Consider the following 17,206-nt stretch of genomic DNA (forward strand, 5'->3'; position numbering starts at 1 on the left):
GGGAAGTGAGCAGGTAGTGGCGGACTGCGAGCGCATTCGGGCGTCGTGGGCCTTTATACGAACTACAGTGTGATGCCGGGTTACCTAATTACGCTTCCGTCCCTCGGGACAACTTCGTTCCAGTCGGCAACCTCGTCAAACACACCTTGTGGGCGGTACAGACACGAAACGGTTCGCGGGGTAGGTGCGAACATCACTTCGAAGGCCCTTGCCAGGGCCTCTGATTAGCGGGAGCGAGGCCATCATGCCTTCGCTTTTTTAACCCGTCAAACGTTTTGTAGTGCTTTTTTTCAAGCACTACATCTTTCGTCTAATACGACTAATCAGTCAGCTTTCGGTGCTTTAGTCCAAGGCGTCGACTTTCACCTTCAGTGTCATGTCATCCCGGCCTTGAGTCGAGTAGCTGCGGGCCAGGCCCTGTTTGTCGGCCTGAGTCTGGCGATTCACGCCGGCCAGGGTGATCCACTCGCCGAGGCGTCCGCTGACTGTTGTGTCGGTGCTTTGCACGTTCACTACATCAGGACGTTCCTGGCTCATGCGGTCACGGTTGGTACTGATTGCCAGATGAACGATGTCGCCGGTGACGCTGGCCGTCACGTAAAAACCCTGGGTGACGTTGCGGTATTGAGTCTGGCTGCTGTAATCGCCATAGGAATTGCTCTGGCTGCTGGTGATCGGCACGCTCTGGCCGACCTGGATCAGCGCTGGCATGCCGTCGGTGGCTTGCACTTGCTGGACGCCGCCGTCACGTGTGGCGGTGCTGCGACTGATGATTCGCGTCTGCGCACCGTTAACCGAATAACCTTCGTCGCCACGGCCGTTGTTTTCGTTGGTGTCGACAGTGATCAGCAGGCGTTTTGGCGCGGTGTCGAGCTGGGTGATCAGTGCCTTGAGTTCCTCAATCTTGTCCGGCTCGGCTTTGACGATCAGTTGATTGCCATAGGCGCTGACCTGGCCGTCCTTGCCGATGAAGTCCTGCGCCATCGGCAGCATATCGGCGCTGGTGCGGTACTTGAGGGGGACGACTTCTGTGGCTGCCATCACCGAAAAACTGCAAGCGAGCAGCAGGGTGGTGAGCAGGGTGCGTAGGGACATGTCCGTTATCTCCGCTTTCGAAAGGCTTGATATTGCCAGTTTGTCGGCCCGGGGTGGGGCAAGTTGAATCGTAGACAGCAAAACGCCCCGGCATCCGAGAATGGCAGGGCGTTTTGTGGTGTTCTTGCTGGCCTCTTCGCGAGCAGGCTCGCTCCCACAGTAGATCTCCAGCGGACACAAATTGTGCGTCAGGCACAGATCCAGTGTGGGAGCGAGCTTGTTCCGGGCGGCGTTCCGACGAAAGCCGCGCCGCGGTCTTAAGTCGAATGACGAACCATATCGACATGCGGAATCCCTGCTTCCAGGAATTCCTCACTGACCAGGCTGAACCCCAGGCGCTCATAGAACGCCGTGGCCTGCACCTGTGCGCTGAGCATCTGCTGCTTCAGGCCGCGCGCTTCAGCTTCAGCGATAACCGCTTGCATCAGTGCGTCACCGACCTTCATGCCGCGCCAGTCTTTCAGCACCGAAACCCGGCCAATGTGCCCGTCGGGCAGCAAGCGCGCAGTGCCGATCGGAAAGTCGCCTTCAAACGCCAGAAAATGCACAGCGGTCGCGTCATCCGCGTCCCATTCCAACTCAGGTGGCACCGATTGTTCGGCGATGAACACCGTTTCACGAATGCGCCGGATCTCGGCGATGTCCTTCTGCCAGTCTGCGACACGTACGCGAATTTTATTCATCAGCGAACCCCAGGCTGCCTTGCTTGACCAGTTCGCACAGCAGGCCGCGACCGTCTTCGTCGTTCAGCCACTCGCCGAGGTTGTCGGTGTGCAGGGCGTCTGCGGCGCAGATCAGCTTCAGCAGCTCGCGCAGTTTGCCCGGCAGATAACGGCTCTGGCCGCTGGCGAACAGCAGCAGGTCGTCATCGACTTCCGACCAGGCCAGGCGCGCGCTCGGGTTGCGGATCAGCACGGCGCCATCTTGCAGGGCGCTGAGGAAGTCTTCTTCTTCGACTTCTTCCGGGCCGACGACCAGTTCCGGGTAGCGCGGCTCGGTCATGTACTGGCCGAACCAGGTCAGCAGCAGACGCTCGTCGCTCATGTGTTCGGCGAGCAGGCTCTTCAAGCGATCCAGTGCATCGTGCTGAATCTGATGTGGGTCAGCGGCTGGCTGCGCGTCGGCATCGGTGTAGCGCTCTTCGTCAGTCAGGAACTGGCTGAGGAAGTCGGTGAAGTGGGTCAGCACTTCAGAGGCGCTTGGTGCGCGGAAGCCGACCGAGTAGGTCATGCAGTTATCCACGGCTACGCCGCAGTGGGCCAGGCGCGGTGGCAGGTAGAGCATGTCGCCCGGTTCCAGAACCCACTCTTCGGTTTCGTGGAATTCGGCGAGAATGCGCAGGTCGGCGTGTTGCAGCAGCGGGCTCTCGGAATCGCACATCTGGCCGATTTTCCAGTTGCGCTTGCCATGACCTTGCAGCAGGAACACGTCGTAGTTGTCGAAGTGCGGACCCACGCTGCCACCCGGGGCGGCGAAGCTGATCATCACGTCGTCGACGCGCCAGCTCGGCAGGAAGCGGAAGTTTTCCAACAGTTCGCTGACTTCCGGTACGAATTGGTCAACCGCTTGAACCAGCAAGGTCCACTCTTTTTCCGGAAGTTTGCTGAATTCGTCTTCAGCGAACGGGCCGCGACGCAGTTCCCAAGGGCGCTCGCCGTGCTCGATCACCAGGCGCGATTCGACTGCTTCTTCCAGGGCCAGGCCGGCCAGTTCGTCGGCGTCGATCGGGCTTTCGAAGTCAGGAATTGCCTGACGGATCAGCAATGGCTTTTTCTGCCAGTAGTCGCGCAGGAATTCGCGTGCTGTGAGGCCGCCCAGAAGTTGAAGAGGAATATCGGAATTCATATGTAACCTATTGAAAAAAAGCACTTTTCAGACGGGAATAAAAACGCCCGGCGCTGCCGGGCGTCTCAAACGATTAAAACGGTCGATCAGATGCGTTTGGCTTGCGCTACAGCGTTACCGATGTAGTTGGCCGGAGTCAGTTGCTTGAGCTCGGCTTTCGCTTGGGCTGGCATCTCCAGGCCATCGATGAAAGTCTGCAACGCTTCAGGGCTGATGCCCTTGCCGCGGGTCAGTTCTTTCAGCTTTTCGTACGGGTTTTCGATGTTGTAGCGGCGCATCACGGTCTGGATCGGCTCAGCCAATACTTCCCAGCAAGCGTCGAGGTCGGCAGCAATCTTCTGCTCGTTGAGCTCCAGTTTGCTGATGCCTTTGAGGCTGGCTTCGTAAGCGATCACGCTGTGAGCGAAGCCGACACCGAGGTTACGCAGTACGGTGGAGTCGGTCAGGTCGCGCTGCCAGCGGGAGATCGGCAGTTTGCTCGCCAGGTGCTGGAACAGCGCGTTGGCGATGCCCAGATTGCCTTCGGAGTTTTCGAAGTCGATCGGGTTGACCTTGTGCGGCATGGTCGACGAGCCGATTTCGCCAGCGATGGTGCGCTGCTTGAAGTAACCCAGGGAGATGTAGCCCCAGATGTCACGGTCGAAGTCGATCAGGATGGTGTTGAAGCGCGCAATGGCGTCGAACAGCTCGGCGATGTAGTCGTGCGGCTCGATCTGCGTGGTGTACGGGTTGAAGCCCAGGCCCAGTTCGTCTTCGATGAAGGCGCGGGCATTGGCTTCCCAGTCGATCTGCGGGTAGGCCGACAGGTGCGCGTTGTAGTTGCCGACGGCGCCGTTGATCTTGCCCAGCAGCGGCACGGCAGCGACCTGAGCGATCTGACGCTCGAGACGGTAAACCACGTTCGCCAGTTCTTTACCCAGGGTGGTCGGCGAAGCCGGCTGACCGTGGGTGCGCGACAGCATCGGCACGTCAGCGAAACGGATGGCCAGTTCGCGGATGGCGTTGGCGGTCTGGCGCATCAGCGGCAGCATCACGTCGTCACGGCCTTCGCGCAGCATCAGGGCGTGGGACAGGTTGTTGATGTCTTCGCTGGTGCAGGCAAAGTGGATGAACTCGCTGACCTTGGCCAGCTCCGGCAGCTTGGCCGCCTGCTCTTTGAGCAGGTATTCGATCGCTTTGACGTCGTGGTTGGTGGTGCGCTCGATCTCTTTGACGCGCTCGGCGTGCTCCAGCGAGAAGTTTTCAGCCAGTTCATTGAGAACGGCGTTGGCCTCGGCGGAGAAGGCTGGCACTTCCGGGATACCGGCGTGAGCGGCGAGGCGCTGGAGCCAGCGCACTTCAACCAGAACGCGGGCACGGATCAGGCCGTACTCGCTGAAAATCGGGCGCAGGGCCTGGGTTTTGCCGGCGTAGCGGCCGTCAACAGGGGAAACCGCAGTGAGCGAAGAGAGCTGCATGGGGTGTTCTCGGACAGTCGGGCAACGAAATGGGGCGCGTATCATACATGAAAAAATCCGCCGGTCCGTTGCCAACTGACCGGCGTATTACGCGTTACAGACTACAAAGCTTTTATTGCGCGGCGATTTACTCGCTGCGCATCAACGGATACAGCTCTTTGAGCAGCTTGCGTCGGCTGACCACCAACTGCCAGCGATGCCCGCCGAGTTGGCGCCAGAGGCGCGCAGAACGGATGCCAGCCAGGAGCAGGGCGCGGATTTTCGACGCATTGCTCGGCTGCTGCAGGTTGCGCATGTCGCCATGCACCTGAATCCGCTGGCGCAGGGTGCTCAGGGTGTCTTGGTACAGCGCGCCGCAGGCAGCGACCACGTTTTCGTGGGCCGGGCCGAAGTGTTCGACCTGCGACTGAATCTGCGGCAGGCGCTTGCCGATGGTGTCGAGCATGTCGTTGCGCTTGGCCAATTGGCGCTCAAGACCGAGCATCGACAGGGCATAACGCAGTGGCTCGCGCTGCAAGGTGCTTGGATCACGCTCAAGTGCACCGATCAGCGCACGGTAGCCTTCACGCAGGTTGATATCGTCGCCGCCGTACACGTCCAGCGTGTCTTTCGGATCACGAACCAGCAGGCTGCCGAGCATGCAACTCAGGCCGGCTTCATTGGTCTGGCCGGTCTTGGCGATCCGGTCGACCAGCACGGCAGCGAGAAACACGCCGCCCAGCGCCGTCAGTTGCTCCTGAGTCGGGCTCATGCCTGGCCGCTCCACGGCTCGGCGACTTCGATCACGCCGCCACCGAGGCAGATTTCACCGTCATAGAACACCACCGACTGGCCTGGCGTGACCGCGCGTTGCGGTTCGTCGAACACGGCGCGGTAGCCGGTGGCGGTTTTTTCCAGGGTGCAGGCCTGATCGCTCTGGCGATAACGCACCTTGGCGGTCAGGCGCAGCGGCTGGCTCAAATCGATCGGGTTGACCCAATAGATTTCCGAAGCGAGCAGGGCGCTAGAAAACAACCATGGGTGGTTATTGCCCTGACCGACGATCAGCTCGTTGTTGTCCAGATCCTTGCGCAGCACGTACCACGGCTCGTCGCCAGCATCTTTCAAGCCGCCGATGCCAAGGCCCTGACGCTGACCGATGGTGTGGTACATCAAGCCATGGTGACGGCCGATGACTTCGCCTTCGGTGGTTTTGATCTCGCCCGGTTGCGCCGGCAGATATTGCTTGAGGAAATCGCTGAAACGACGCTCGCCGATGAAGCAGATCCCGGTGGAGTCCTTCTTCTTGGCGGTGGCCAGCTCGTATTTCTCGGCAATGGCGCGCACTTGCGGCTTTTCCAGTTCGCCGACCGGGAACAGCGTCTTGGCGATCTGTTCGCCGCCGACGGCGTGCAGGAAGTAGCTCTGATCCTTGTTCGGATCGAGGCCCTTGAGCAATTCGGTGCGGCCATCGATGTCGCGGCGGCGCACGTAGTGGCCGGTGGCGATCAGGTCGGCGCCGAGCATCATGGCGTAGTCGAGGAACGCCTTGAACTTGATCTCGCGGTTGCACAGGATGTCCGGGTTCGGCGTGCGACCGGCCTTGTATTCGGCGAGGAAGTGCTCGAACACGTTGTCCCAGTATTCAGCGGCGAAGTTGGCGGTGTGCAGCTTGATGCCGATCTTGTCGCACACGGCCTGAGCATCCGCCAGGTCGTCCATGGCGGTGCAGTATTCCGTTCCGTCGTCTTCTTCCCAGTTCTTCATGAACAGGCCTTCCACTTCATAGCCCTGCTCGATCAGCAGGAGAGCGGAAACGGAAGAGTCCACGCCGCCGGACATGCCGACAATGACGCGCTTCTTGGATGTGTCAGAAGGGGCTGGATCACGCATAGGGATTCAATGAGTGTCTTGAAAAAGGACGCGATTCTATCAGGCTCACGGCCTCAAGGCTAAAGAGAAGGGCGGATCAGTTCGAGGCCGAAGTGATGCCCGGCCAGATAATCATCGATGCAACGGATGATCAGCTCGCTGCGCCAGTTGTCGCGTTGGGCGATTAATTCGTCACGGGTCAGCCACTTGGCGCCGACGATGCCGTCGTCGAGTTGATAATCCGGGTGGTGTTTTATGGCTTTGGCGGCGAAGCAGACACGCTGATAAGTCACGCCATTGCTCGGGGCTGTGTAGAGGTAGATGCCGATCACGCTGGTCGGCTCGACGTCCCAGCCGGTTTCTTCGAGGGTTTCGCGGATGGCGGCTTCGATCAGGGTTTCGTCCGGATCAAGATGACCGGCGGGCTGGTTGAGCACGTTACGCCCGGCCTTATGCTCTTCGACCATCAGGAAGCGGCCGTTGTCTTCGACGATGGTGGCGACGGTGATGTGGGGGAGCCAGTCCATAAACCTTCCTCAATTTATTGGTTGAAACCCAATCCCTTGTGGGAGCGGGCTTGCTCCGGGCGGCGTTCCGACGAAAGCGGTTTGTCATTCAAAGTCTTTATTGGCTGAACCGACGCATTCGCGAGCAAGCCCGCTCCCACATTGGTTTGTATTTCAAAGATAAATGGGTGCAAACGCCACAAAAACAAACCCCGGCACTCGGCCGGGGTTTGTTTACAGCGCTACAACCTTAAACCAGCGCAGCAATCGCCGCGTTGAGGGTTGCGCTTGGGCGCATGGCCTTGCTGATCAGCTCGGCGTTGGCGTGGTAGTAACCGCCGATGTCCACTGGCTTGCCCTGAGCGGCGTTGAGCTCGGCAACGATGGTTGCTTCGTTCTCGGTCAGCGTCTTGGCCAGCGTCGCGAACTGCGCTTGCAGTGCAGCGTCTTCAGTCTGGGCGGCCAGGGCCTGAGCCCAGTACATCGCCAGGTAGAAGTGGCTGCCGCGGTTGTCGATGTTGCCGACTTTGCGCGATGGCGACTTGTTGTTGTCGAGGAACTGGCCGGTAGCCTGATCCAGGGTTTTCGACAGTACCAGTGCTTTCGGGTTGTTGTAGTTCACACCCAAATGCTCGAGGGATGCCGCCAGCGCCAGGAATTCGCCCAGCGAATCCCAGCGCAGGAAGTTCTCTTCGACCAGTTGCTGCACGTGCTTCGGAGCCGAACCGCCAGCGCCGGTTTCGAACAGGCCGCCGCCGTTCATCAGCGGCACGATCGACAGCATCTTGGCGCTGGTGCCCAGTTCCATGATCGGGAACAGGTCGGTCAGGTAGTCGCGCAGTACGTTGCCGGTCACCGAGATGGTGTCCTTGCCTTCGCGAGTGCGCTGCAGGGTGTACTTCATTGCGTCGACCGGCGCCATGATCTGGATGTCCAGACCGGCAGTGTCGTGATCCTTCAGGTAAGCCTGAACTTTCTCGATCACTACGCCATCGTGAGCGCGCATCGGGTCCAGCCAGAAAATAGCCGGAGTGCTGCTTGCGCGAGCGCGGTTGACGGCCAGTTTCACCCAGTCCTGGATCGGCGCGTCTTTGGTCTGGCACATGCGGAAGATGTCGCCGGCTTCAACAGCCTGTTCCATCAGCAGGGTGCCCTTGCTGTCGGTCACGCGAACCACGCCGTCAGCCTTGATCTGGAAGGTCTTGTCGTGCGAGCCGTACTCTTCGGCTTTCTTCGCCATCAGGCCAACGTTTGGCACGCTGCCCATGGTGGTCGGATCGAAAGCGCCATTGGCTTTGCAATCTTCGATCACGGCCTGGTAGATGGTGGCGTAGCAACGATCCGGGATCACAGCCTTGGTGTCGTGCAGCTGGCCGTCGGTGCCCCACATCTTGCCGGAGTCACGGATCATTGCCGGCATCGAGGCGTCGACGATGACGTCGCTCGGCACGTGCAGGTTGGTGATGCCTTTGTCGGAGTTGACCATCGCCAGCGAAGGACGAGCGGCGTAGACCGCGGCCATGTCAGCTTCGATCTGCGCCTGTTGCTCGGCCGGCAGGGCTTTGATGCGCGCGTACAGATCGCCGATGCCGTTGTTCAGGTTGAAGCCGATCTCGGCCAGCACGTCAGCGTGCTTGGTCAGTGCGTCTTTATAGAACTCGGCAACGATCTGGCCGAACATGATCGGGTCGGAGACCTTCATCATGGTCGCTTTCAGGTGCACCGACAGCAGCACGCCTTGGGCCTTGGCGCTTTCGATTTCAGCAGCGATGAACGCACGCAGGGCGTTTTTGCTCATCACGGCGCAATCGAGGATCTCGCCAGCCTGCACGGTGGTTTTTTCTTTCAGGACGGTGGCGGTGCCGTCTTTGGCGATCAGTTCGATCTTCACAGCGTCAGCGGCGTCGATCAGGGCAGCTTTTTCGCTGCCGTAGAAATCGCCGGTGCTCATGTGAGCGACGTGAGACTTGGAGTCTTTGGCCCAGGCGCCCATTTTGTGCGGGTGCTTGCGAGCGTAGTTTTTAACCGACAGCGGAGCGCGACGGTCGGAGTTGCCTTCGCGCAGAACCGGGTTCACGGCGCTGCCCTTGACCTTGTCGTAACGTGCCTTGGCGTCTTTGTCGGCGTCGCTGGTGACGGTTTCCGGGTAGTCCGGCAGGTTGTAACCCTGAGCCTGCAGCTCTTTGATCGCGGCTTGCAGCTGTGGCACCGAAGCGCTGATGTTCGGCAGCTTGATGATGTTGGCTTCAGGCGTAACGGCCAGGTCGCCCAGTTCGGCGAGGTGGTCGGCTACGGCTTTGTCGCCCAGTTGCTCGGGGAAGCTGGCCAGAATACGCGCTGCAAGAGAGATATCGCGGGTTTCCACGGCGATATCGGCCGAGGCGGTGTAAGCCTCGATGATCGGCAGCAGGGAATAGGTGGCGAGGGCTGGAGCTTCGTCGGTGAAGGTATAGATGATCTTCGAGCGGGTGGGCATATTCGGATTAACTCTCTCTTCTTTGCTAAAGCGTGCGCAGAAACTCGAGGGGCGCCGGGTAAGCGCGTTCGTTCAAAGTCATCCATGAACCGAATGTCGAGAATCTTCGCGGTGATGTTGGGTGCATCGTTGAGCGTCAAGCAGTCGGACTGCGGTAACAACCCGACCAATCAGGCGGAAAGTCTCGTGCTAGAGAGGCCAGCCGTCGTGACCCTGTGGTCAGCGGGCGGCATTATACATAGGTAGCTGGCAATCTGCCGATGGTTCATATGCAACGATTCTCGTCCATTGGTCTAAAGGTCGCAGGGCGGGGTGGGGCGTAGAGTCATCGCCAATGCTTGAGTTTGGCGCTTTTCCCTTTGCTTTCAGGCTTGTACGAAACGAGATGTAGGCGCGCCACGAACAGAGGGTTTGCGTGTTGATTTAACTGGGTTACGCTCGAACCAAGCCAGATGTTCAATCCAAACAATGGAGTTCAGCATGGGTTACAAGAAGATTCAGGTTCCAGCCGTCGGCGACAAAATCACCGTCAATGCAGACCATTCTCTCAATGTTCCTGATAACCCGATCATCCCCTTCATCGAAGGTGACGGCATTGGTGTCGACATCAGCCCGGTGATGATCAAGGTTGTCGATGCTGCAGTTCAAAAGGCATACGGCGGTAAACGCAAGATTTCCTGGATGGAAGTCTACGCCGGGGAAAAAGCCACTCAGGTTTATGACCAGGACACCTGGCTGCCTCAGGAAACCCTGGATGCAGTGAAGGATTACGTGGTTTCCATCAAAGGCCCGCTGACGACCCCGGTCGGTGGCGGCATCCGCTCGCTGAACGTGGCCCTGCGTCAGCAACTCGACCTGTACGTCTGTCTGCGTCCGGTGCGTTGGTTCGAAGGTGTGCCAAGCCCGGTGAAAAAGCCTGGCGATGTCGACATGACCATCTTTCGCGAGAACTCCGAGGACATCTACGCCGGTATCGAATGGAAGGCCGGTTCGCCGGAAGCTACCAAGGTCATCAAATTCCTTAAAGAAGAAATGGGCGTCACCAAGATCCGTTTCGACGAAAACTGCGGCATCGGCGTCAAGCCGGTTTCGCTGGAAGGCACCAAGCGCCTGGCACGCAAGGCTCTGCAATATGTGGTCGATAACGACCGCGATTCGCTGACCATCGTGCACAAAGGCAATATCATGAAGTTCACCGAAGGTGCCTTCAAAGAGTGGGCCTACGAAGTGGCCGCCGAAGAATTCGGCGCAACTTTGCTCGATGGCGGCCCGTGGATGCAGTTCAAAAATCCGAAAACCGGCAAGAACGTTGTGGTCAAAGATGCCATCGCCGACGCCATGCTCCAGCAGATCCTGCTGCGCCCGGCCGAATACGATGTGATCGCGACCCTCAACCTCAACGGCGACTACCTCTCCGACGCCCTGGCGGCCGAAGTGGGCGGTATCGGTATTGCGCCGGGCGCCAACCTGTCCGACACCGTGGCGATGTTCGAAGCCACCCACGGTACCGCGCCGAAATACGCCGGCAAGGACCAGGTCAATCCGGGGTCGCTGATTCTCTCGGCGGAAATGATGCTGCGGCACATGGGCTGGGTCGAAGCGGCGGATTTGATCATCAAGGGCACCAACGGCGCCATCAGTGCCAAAACCGTGACCTATGACTTCGAACGATTGATGGACGGCGCCAAGCTGGTTTCGTCGTCGGGCTTCGGGGACGCGCTGATTTCGCACATGTAAAATGCAGGCACACAAAAACCGCCTGACTCGTTGAATTGAGTCAGGCGGTTTTTTATGGCTGAATTTATGGTGTCAGTCAGGCCGTGACAGTTTGCGGGGCGACAGCAGGTGTAAACGTTTCTGCAGTCGCAGCGGCGCTGATGTTGATGGCATGCAGGCCTTTTGGACCCTGGATAATTTCGAATTTGACGGCTTGTCCGGCCTTCAGGGTTTTATAACCATCCATTTTGATGGCCGAGTAATGGGCAAACAGATCCTCATCCTTGCCGTCCTCGACAATAAAACCGTACCCCTTGGCATTGTTGAACCATTTCACCTTGCCGACAGCCATGCTCAAATCCCTCTGCAACAGACTCCATCGCTGGAGTATCATCCAAGTCATCCGCAATCTAATCCGTTAAAAGGATTGACTCCGCGGATCTTTTTTACCCACTGTGGGCTCTATTGGTTGTAACACCGTTTTCCCGATAGTCAAGGTGACCGGGCAGTCGGAGTTGAAAACGTGTGCGGCCGCCCCCACCACTGTATTTGCACAACTGACGAACCTTTCTTTCCATGCATGCAATCAGCCAGATTCGACTAACATTCAATCAGGATCGCCCGCTTCTCCAAAAGGATCTTCCAGAGGAGCACGATGACGATTCGGCAGGCGTTGCTGTTCAGGAAGCAAAGCCTGCGTTACAGGCGCCGCCGATGTACAAGGTGGTTTTGTTCAACGATGACTACACACCGATGGATTTCGTCGTCGAAGTGCTCGAGGTGTTTTTTAACCTGAATCGCGAGCTGGCGACCAAGGTCATGCTGGCCGTCCACACAGAAGGGCGGGCAGTATGTGGAGTGTTTACCCGCGACATCGCCGAGACAAAGGCCATGCAGGTCAACCAGTACGCCAGGGAAAGCCAGCATCCGCTACTCTGTGAAATCGAGAAGGACGGTTAATCGCCGACCACTTGGGTATGAGGTGAAGCTATGTTAAACCGCGAGCTCGAAGTCACCCTCAATCTAGCCTTCAAGGAGGCTCGTTCGAAACGTCATGAATTCATGACCGTCGAACACCTGCTGCTGGCCCTATTGGATAATGAGGCTGCCGCCACCGTTTTGCGTGCCTGCGGCGCAAACCTCGACAAACTCAAGCATGACCTGCAGGAGTTCATCGACTCCACCACGCCATTGATCCCCGTCCATGACGAAGATCGCGAAACCCAGCCAACCCTGGGCTTTCAGCGTGTGCTGCAACGTGCTGTTTTCCACGTACAGAGCTCGGGCAAACGCGAAGTGACTGGCGCCAACGTGCTGGTCGCCATCTTCAGTGAGCAGGAGAGTCAGGCAGTGTTTCTGCTGAAACAGCAGAGCGTTGCGCGCATCGATGTCGTCAACTACATCGCCCACGGCATTTCCAAAGTGCCGGGGCATGGCGATCACTCTGAAGGTGAACAAGATATGCAGGACGACGAGGGCGGTGAGTCTTCTTCTTCAGGCAATCCTCTGGATGCTTATGCCAGCAACCTCAACGAACTTGCGCGCCAGGGTCGCATTGATCCGCTGGTCGGCCGTGAATCGGAAGTCGAGCGCGTGGCGCAGATTCTCGCGCGTCGGCGCAAAAACAACCCGCTGCTGGTGGGCGAGGCGGGCGTGGGTAAAACCGCGATTGCCGAAGGTCTGGCCAAGCGCATTGTCGACAACCAGGTGCCGGATCTGCTGGCCAACAGCGTTGTCTACTCGCTCGATCTCGGTGCTCTGCTCGCAGGCACCAAGTACCGCGGTGATTTCGAGAAGCGCTTCAAGGCGCTGCTCAATGAACTGAAAAAACGTCCGCAAGCGATCCTGTTCATCGACGAGATTCACACCATCATTGGTGCGGGTGCTGCTTCCGGTGGCGTTATGGATGCTTCGAACCTGCTCAAGCCGCTGCTGTCGTCTGGCGACATTCGCTGCATCGGCTCGACCACGTTCCAGGAATTCCGCGGTATCTTCGAGAAGGACCGTGCCTTGGCGCGGCGCTTCCAGAAAGTCGACGTCGTCGAGCCGTCGGTGGAAGACACCATCGGCATCTTGCGCGGGCTCAAGGGGCGTTTCGAGGCGCACCACAGCATCGAGTACAGCGATGAGTCGTTGCGCGCTGCCGCTGAGCTGGCGTCGCGTTACATCAATGACCGGCATATGCCCGACAAGGCCATTGATGTCATTGACGAGGCGGGCGCCTATCAGCGTCTGCAGCCAGTCGAGAAACGCGTCAAGCGTATCGAAGTGGCGCAGGTCGAAGACATCGTGGCGAAGATCGCGCGGATTCCACCTAAGCACGTCACCAGTTCCGACAAGGAGCTGCTGCGTAACCTGGAGCGTGATCTGAAGCTGACGGTGTTTGGTCAGGACGCGGCGATTGATTCGCTGTCGACTGCGATCAAGCTGTCCCGTGCCGGTCTCAAGTCGCCTGACAAGCCGGTCGGTTCGTTCCTGTTCGCAGGGCCTACCGGTGTGGGTAAAACCGAGGCTGCGCGGCAATTGGCCAAGGCGTTGGGGATCGAGCTGGTGCGCTTCGACATGTCCGAGTACATGGAGCGTCACACCGTATCGCGTCTGATCGGTGCGCCTCCGGGCTATGTCGGCTTCGATCAGGGCGGTCTGTTGACCGAAGCGATCACCAAGCAGCCGCACTGCGTATTGCTGCTCGATGAAATCGAGAAGGCGCATCCGGAAGTCTTCAACCTGCTGCTGCAGGTGATGGACCACGGCACGCTCACCGACAACAACGGGCGCAAGGCGGACTTCCGCAACGTGATCGTGATCATGACCACCAACGCAGGCGCCGAAACGGCCGCTCGTGCTTCGATCGGTTTCACCCATCAGGACCACTCGTCTGATGCGATGGAAGTGATCAAGAAGAGCTTCACGCCGGAATTCCGCAACCGTCTGGACACCATTATCCAGTTTGGTCGCCTCAGTCATGAGGTCATCAAAAGTGTGGTGGACAAGTTCCTCACCGAGCTTCAGGCGCAGCTGGAAGACAAGCGTGTTCTGCTTGAGGTTACTGATGCGGCGCGTAGTTGGCTGGCGGCCGGTGGTTATGACTCGGCAATGGGCGCTCGCCCAATGGCGCGTCTGATCCAGGACAAGATCAAGCGTCCGCTGGCGGAGGAGATTCTGTTTGGCGAACTGGCCGAGCATGGCGGTGTGGTGCACATCGACATCAAGGATGGTGAGTTGACGTTTGACTTCGAGACTACCGCTGAGATGGCCTGACGGCTTGGTGTAAGCGAAAGGCGCCTTCGGGCGCCTTTTTGTTGTCTGGGGTTTTTGGGGGTTGGGTGTATATCCGTTGCTGCGGTAACGGCTTCTTAGGGTTCCGCCCTGACGGCGGGTCACTTTTTCCAGACGCCGAAAAAGTAACCAAAAAGGCTTTACCCTGACGTACGGCCCTCGCTTAGGCTCGGGTTCCTTCGCTGCGGGATTGATCCGGGCGCATCGCCTCCGGTTTGCTTCGCTGCACCTCCTCTCGATGTGTTTGGCTTCGCCAAACGGTCGCTGCGCTCCCACCCCCGGATCAATCCCTCCACTCAGCCTGCCGACGGGCGTTTTAAGATCAAGAGCGGTACTCGAGCTTGCGCTCATTGTGTTGAGTGGGGCGGCATGCGCCGCGTGCGGGGTGTAGTCATTTTCTTGTGGGAGCTGGCTTGCCAGCGATAGCGGCCTGACAGCCGACCAAGCTCAGACAGATGTACTCAACCCCTGTGGGAGCTGGCTTGCCAGCGATGGCGGCCTGACAGCCGACCAGGCTCTGGCGGTTGTACTCAACCCCACTGTGGGAGCGAGCCTGCTCGCGAAGGCGGCCGGACAGCCGACCAATCTCAGGCAGATGTAATCAACTTACCTGTAGGCGCTGCCGAAGGCTCGGGCCGCGATCGGACGATCTTTTGATCTTGCTTCGCGTCGCGAAGGCTTTTGACGTTGCTTTTGATCTCCAGGCCCATCGGCAGGCCGAGCGGAGGTGTTCATCCGGGGAGTAGGCGCGCAGCGCCGTGCGGCGCAGCCGCACACATCGAGAGGAGGTGCAGCGAAGCAAACCGTAGGCGATGCCCCCCGGATGGACACCGTAGCGAGGGAACACTGAGCCTAAGCGAAGTGCCGTACGTCAGGGTAAAGCCTTTTGGGTTACCTTTTCGGCGTTTGGAAAAGGTGACCCGCCGTCAGGGCGGAACCCTAATCAGCAACACCCGCAGCAACGGATATACACCCGCAACCCAAAAAAACAAATCCCAGACAAACAAAAACGCCCGGCAAAGCCGGGCGTCTTGTATTGACTTGATTAACGAGCGCGGTAAGTGATGCGCCCTTTGCTCAAGTCATAGGGCGTCAGCTCGACGCGCACTTTGTCACCGGTAAGAATACGAATGTAGTTCTTGCGCATCTTGCCGGAAATATGCGCGGTTACGACGTGCCCATTTTCCAACTCCACACGAAACATGGTGTTGGGCAGGGTGTCGACGACAGTGCCTTCCATTTCGAAGCTGTCTTCTTTCGACATGCAGTAAAGCCCTCGGTATCCAATGAATGGCCCGGTGCAACTGCGCCAGGCAAAAGCGGCGTGCATTGTGCCCGAAAAATGGGGTTTACGCCAAGGGGTTTACGGCTTGGGTTTAGTTGAGGATGACCCAGCGCTGATTAATCAGCAATTCAATGGGGCGATATTGCGTCTTGTAGTTCATCTTTTTGCAGTTCTTGATCCAGTAGCCGAGGTATACCGCCTCAAGCCCGAGACGTTGGGCCTCGGCTATTTGCCAGAGGATGGCAAATCGGCCAAGGCTGCGGCGTTCTTCGGCCGGTTCGTAGAAGGTGTACACGGCTGACAGCCCGTTCGGCAGCAAATCGGTTACCGCCACGGCGAGCAACCGTCCGTCGAGTCGGAACTCGTAAAAGCGCGAGAAGGGCAGGTCACGCACCAGAAAAGTCGAGAATTGATCACGGCTCGGCGGATACATGTCGCCGTCGGCGTGGCGCTGTTCGATGTAGCGCTGGTACAGGTCGAAATACTCTTCGCTGAACTGGGGCTTGGCGGGGCGTACCTGCAAATCGGTATTGCGTTTGAAAATCCGCTTCTGCTGACGATTGGGAATGAATTGCGCTACCGGAATGCGCGCAGGCACACACGCATTGCAGTTCTGGCAATGGGGCCGATACAAATGGTCGCCGCTGCGACGAAAGCCCATTTCCGACAGGTCTGCGTAAACATGCACATCCATGGGCTGGCTCGGGTCGAGAAACAGGGTCGTGGCCTGCTCCTCGGGCAGATAACTGCAAGAGTGGGGCTGAGTGGCATAGAACTTCAAACGCGCCAACTCGGTCATGATCAACCCTCGGGATAAGCTGGTGAATTAAGTGTAAGCCACGCGCGCAAAAGTCGCTCAGCAAACCCAGGTGGCAAGATTGGGTTGATCCAGATGCCGGGCCAGATACTCGGCGAATTCGAGGCGCGGAATCGCCCGGGCGCCGAGACTGTGCAGGTGATCGGTCGGCATCTGGCAATCGATCAGCACGAAGCCCGAGGATTTCAGATGTTTTACCAATGTCGCAAAGCCGAACTTGGAGGCATTGTCGGCGCGGCTGAACATCGACTCACCGAAAAATAACTGTCCCATCGCCAGGCCGTACAGGCCACCAACCAGTTCACCCTGATCCCAGACCTCCACCGAATGGGCGAAGCCGCGTCGATGCAGCTCAACGTAGGCATCCTGCATGGCTTCTGTGATCCAGGTGCCATCGGCGTAGTCCCGTGGCGCGGCGCAGGCGCGGATTACTGCATCGAAGTTCTGGTCGAAGGTCACTTGGTAGCGCTGCTGGCGCAGCAATTTTCCCAAGCTGCGCGAGACATGCAGTTCGTCGGGAAACAGCACGGTGCGAGGGTCAGGCGACCACCAGAGAATCGGCTGGCCTTCGGAAAACCACGGAAAGCAGCCATGGCGATAAGCCTGAATCAGACGATCAGCGGACAGGTCGCCACCCGCGGCGAGCAATCCGTTGGGGTCGCGCATGGCCTTTTCCAGTGGCGGAAAAGTCAGGGAGTTGCGTTGTAACCAAGTCAGCATGGCATCCAGGCTTGCAGAAGGGGAGGGCGATGCGGGCGGTGCAGCCCGCGCTAAAGTGTGCCGTTAAATGACACGAATGTCGTGCCGATCTGCGCGACGCAGGTCGTGTTGCAACTTGGCGAGCTCGACGCGGTCGTAAGCGAGCGCTGCGGGCTGGCC

General features: G+C 58.7%; 15 protein-coding genes. 3 read left to right on the top strand and 12 right to left on the bottom strand.

Translation table 11 applies throughout. From position 1 onward, the window contains the following. Nucleotides 1–342: 342 nt before the first annotated feature. The 8 genes from CKW18_RS15970 to CKW18_RS16005 form a co-directional block, all read right to left on the bottom strand. Nucleotides 343–1,095: a secretin N-terminal domain-containing protein gene (locus tag CKW18_RS15970; RefSeq protein ID WP_095189671.1), complete on the bottom strand. Its 753-nt coding sequence runs from the start codon at nt 1,093–1,095 to the stop codon at nt 343–345. A 257-nt stretch (nt 1,096–1,352) separates the two neighbouring features. Continuing rightward, the gene (locus CKW18_RS15975; protein ID WP_095189672.1) at nt 1,353–1,778 is read right to left on the bottom strand and encodes a GNAT family N-acetyltransferase; all 426 of its coding nucleotides are present in this window, start codon (nt 1,776–1,778) and stop codon (nt 1,353–1,355) included. Then, nucleotides 1,771–2,940: a cupin domain-containing protein gene (locus tag CKW18_RS15980; protein ID WP_095189673.1), complete on the bottom strand. Its 1,170-nt coding sequence runs from the start codon at nt 2,938–2,940 to the stop codon at nt 1,771–1,773. Before CKW18_RS15980 ends, CKW18_RS15975 begins: the two co-directional genes overlap by 8 nt. 86 nt (nt 2,941–3,026) lie before the next feature. After that, nucleotides 3,027–4,397, bottom strand: coding sequence for an adenylosuccinate lyase (gene purB / locus CKW18_RS15985; RefSeq protein WP_095189674.1), 1,371 nt, complete (start codon nt 4,395–4,397; stop codon nt 3,027–3,029). A 127-nt stretch (nt 4,398–4,524) separates the two neighbouring features. Continuing rightward, the gene (hflD, locus tag CKW18_RS15990) at nt 4,525–5,148 is read right to left on the bottom strand and encodes a high frequency lysogenization protein HflD (RefSeq protein WP_095189675.1); all 624 of its coding nucleotides are present in this window, start codon (nt 5,146–5,148) and stop codon (nt 4,525–4,527) included. Beyond that, a complete protein-coding gene (mnmA, locus tag CKW18_RS15995) occupies nt 5,145–6,269 on the bottom strand; it encodes a tRNA 2-thiouridine(34) synthase MnmA (RefSeq protein WP_095189676.1) in 1,125 nt (374 codons plus the stop codon). The genes hflD and mnmA overlap by 4 nt, the downstream gene beginning before the upstream one ends. A 59-nt stretch (nt 6,270–6,328) precedes the next feature. After that, nucleotides 6,329–6,775: an NUDIX hydrolase gene (locus CKW18_RS16000; protein ID WP_095189677.1), complete on the bottom strand. Its 447-nt coding sequence runs from the start codon at nt 6,773–6,775 to the stop codon at nt 6,329–6,331. Between the two features lie 229 nt (nt 6,776–7,004). Further along, nucleotides 7,005–9,230, bottom strand: coding sequence for an NADP-dependent isocitrate dehydrogenase (locus CKW18_RS16005; protein ID WP_095189678.1), 2,226 nt, complete (start codon nt 9,228–9,230; stop codon nt 7,005–7,007). 480 nt (nt 9,231–9,710) lie between these two features. On the opposite strand from CKW18_RS16005, the gene icd reads away from it, so the two are divergent. Further along, nucleotides 9,711–10,967, top strand: coding sequence for an NADP-dependent isocitrate dehydrogenase (gene icd / locus CKW18_RS16010; protein ID WP_095189679.1), 1,257 nt, complete (start codon nt 9,711–9,713; stop codon nt 10,965–10,967). A gap of 76 nt (nt 10,968–11,043) precedes the next feature. Here icd and cspD read toward each other — a convergent pair whose 3' ends face one another. Further along, the gene (gene cspD, locus CKW18_RS16015) at nt 11,044–11,298 is read right to left on the bottom strand and encodes a cold shock domain-containing protein CspD (RefSeq protein ID WP_095189680.1); all 255 of its coding nucleotides are present in this window, start codon (nt 11,296–11,298) and stop codon (nt 11,044–11,046) included. 224 nt (nt 11,299–11,522) lie between these two features. Here cspD and clpS point away from each other — a divergent pair, with 224 nt between their 5' ends. After that, nucleotides 11,523–11,906 carry an ATP-dependent Clp protease adapter ClpS gene (clpS, locus tag CKW18_RS16020; protein ID WP_016987405.1) on the top strand — a complete coding sequence of 128 codons (384 nt, stop codon included), beginning with the start codon at nt 11,523–11,525 and terminating at the stop codon, nt 11,904–11,906. 30 nt (nt 11,907–11,936) lie between these two features. Next, entirely contained in the window at nt 11,937–14,207 is a 2,271-nt protein-coding gene (gene clpA, locus CKW18_RS16025; protein WP_095189681.1) for an ATP-dependent Clp protease ATP-binding subunit ClpA, read from the top strand. A 1,063-nt stretch (nt 14,208–15,270) separates the two neighbouring features. On the opposite strand, the gene infA is transcribed toward clpA, so the two are convergent. The 3 genes from infA to aat form a co-directional block, all read right to left on the bottom strand. Then, a complete protein-coding gene (gene infA / locus CKW18_RS16030) occupies nt 15,271–15,489 on the bottom strand; it encodes a translation initiation factor IF-1 (RefSeq protein ID WP_002553999.1) in 219 nt (72 codons plus the stop codon). Between the two features lie 112 nt (nt 15,490–15,601). After that, entirely contained in the window at nt 15,602–16,309 is a 708-nt protein-coding gene (locus CKW18_RS16035; RefSeq protein WP_095189682.1) for an arginyltransferase, read from the bottom strand. A gap of 57 nt (nt 16,310–16,366) precedes the next feature. Next, nucleotides 16,367–17,047 carry a leucyl/phenylalanyl-tRNA--protein transferase gene (aat, locus tag CKW18_RS16040; protein WP_095189683.1) on the bottom strand — a complete coding sequence of 227 codons (681 nt, stop codon included), beginning with the start codon at nt 17,045–17,047 and terminating at the stop codon, nt 16,367–16,369. Between the last annotated feature and the right edge of the window lie 159 nt (nt 17,048–17,206).

It is taken from the genome of Pseudomonas sp. Irchel 3E19 (genome assembly GCF_900187585.1).
Lineage (GTDB): Bacteria > Pseudomonadota > Gammaproteobacteria > Pseudomonadales > Pseudomonadaceae > Aquipseudomonas > Aquipseudomonas baetica.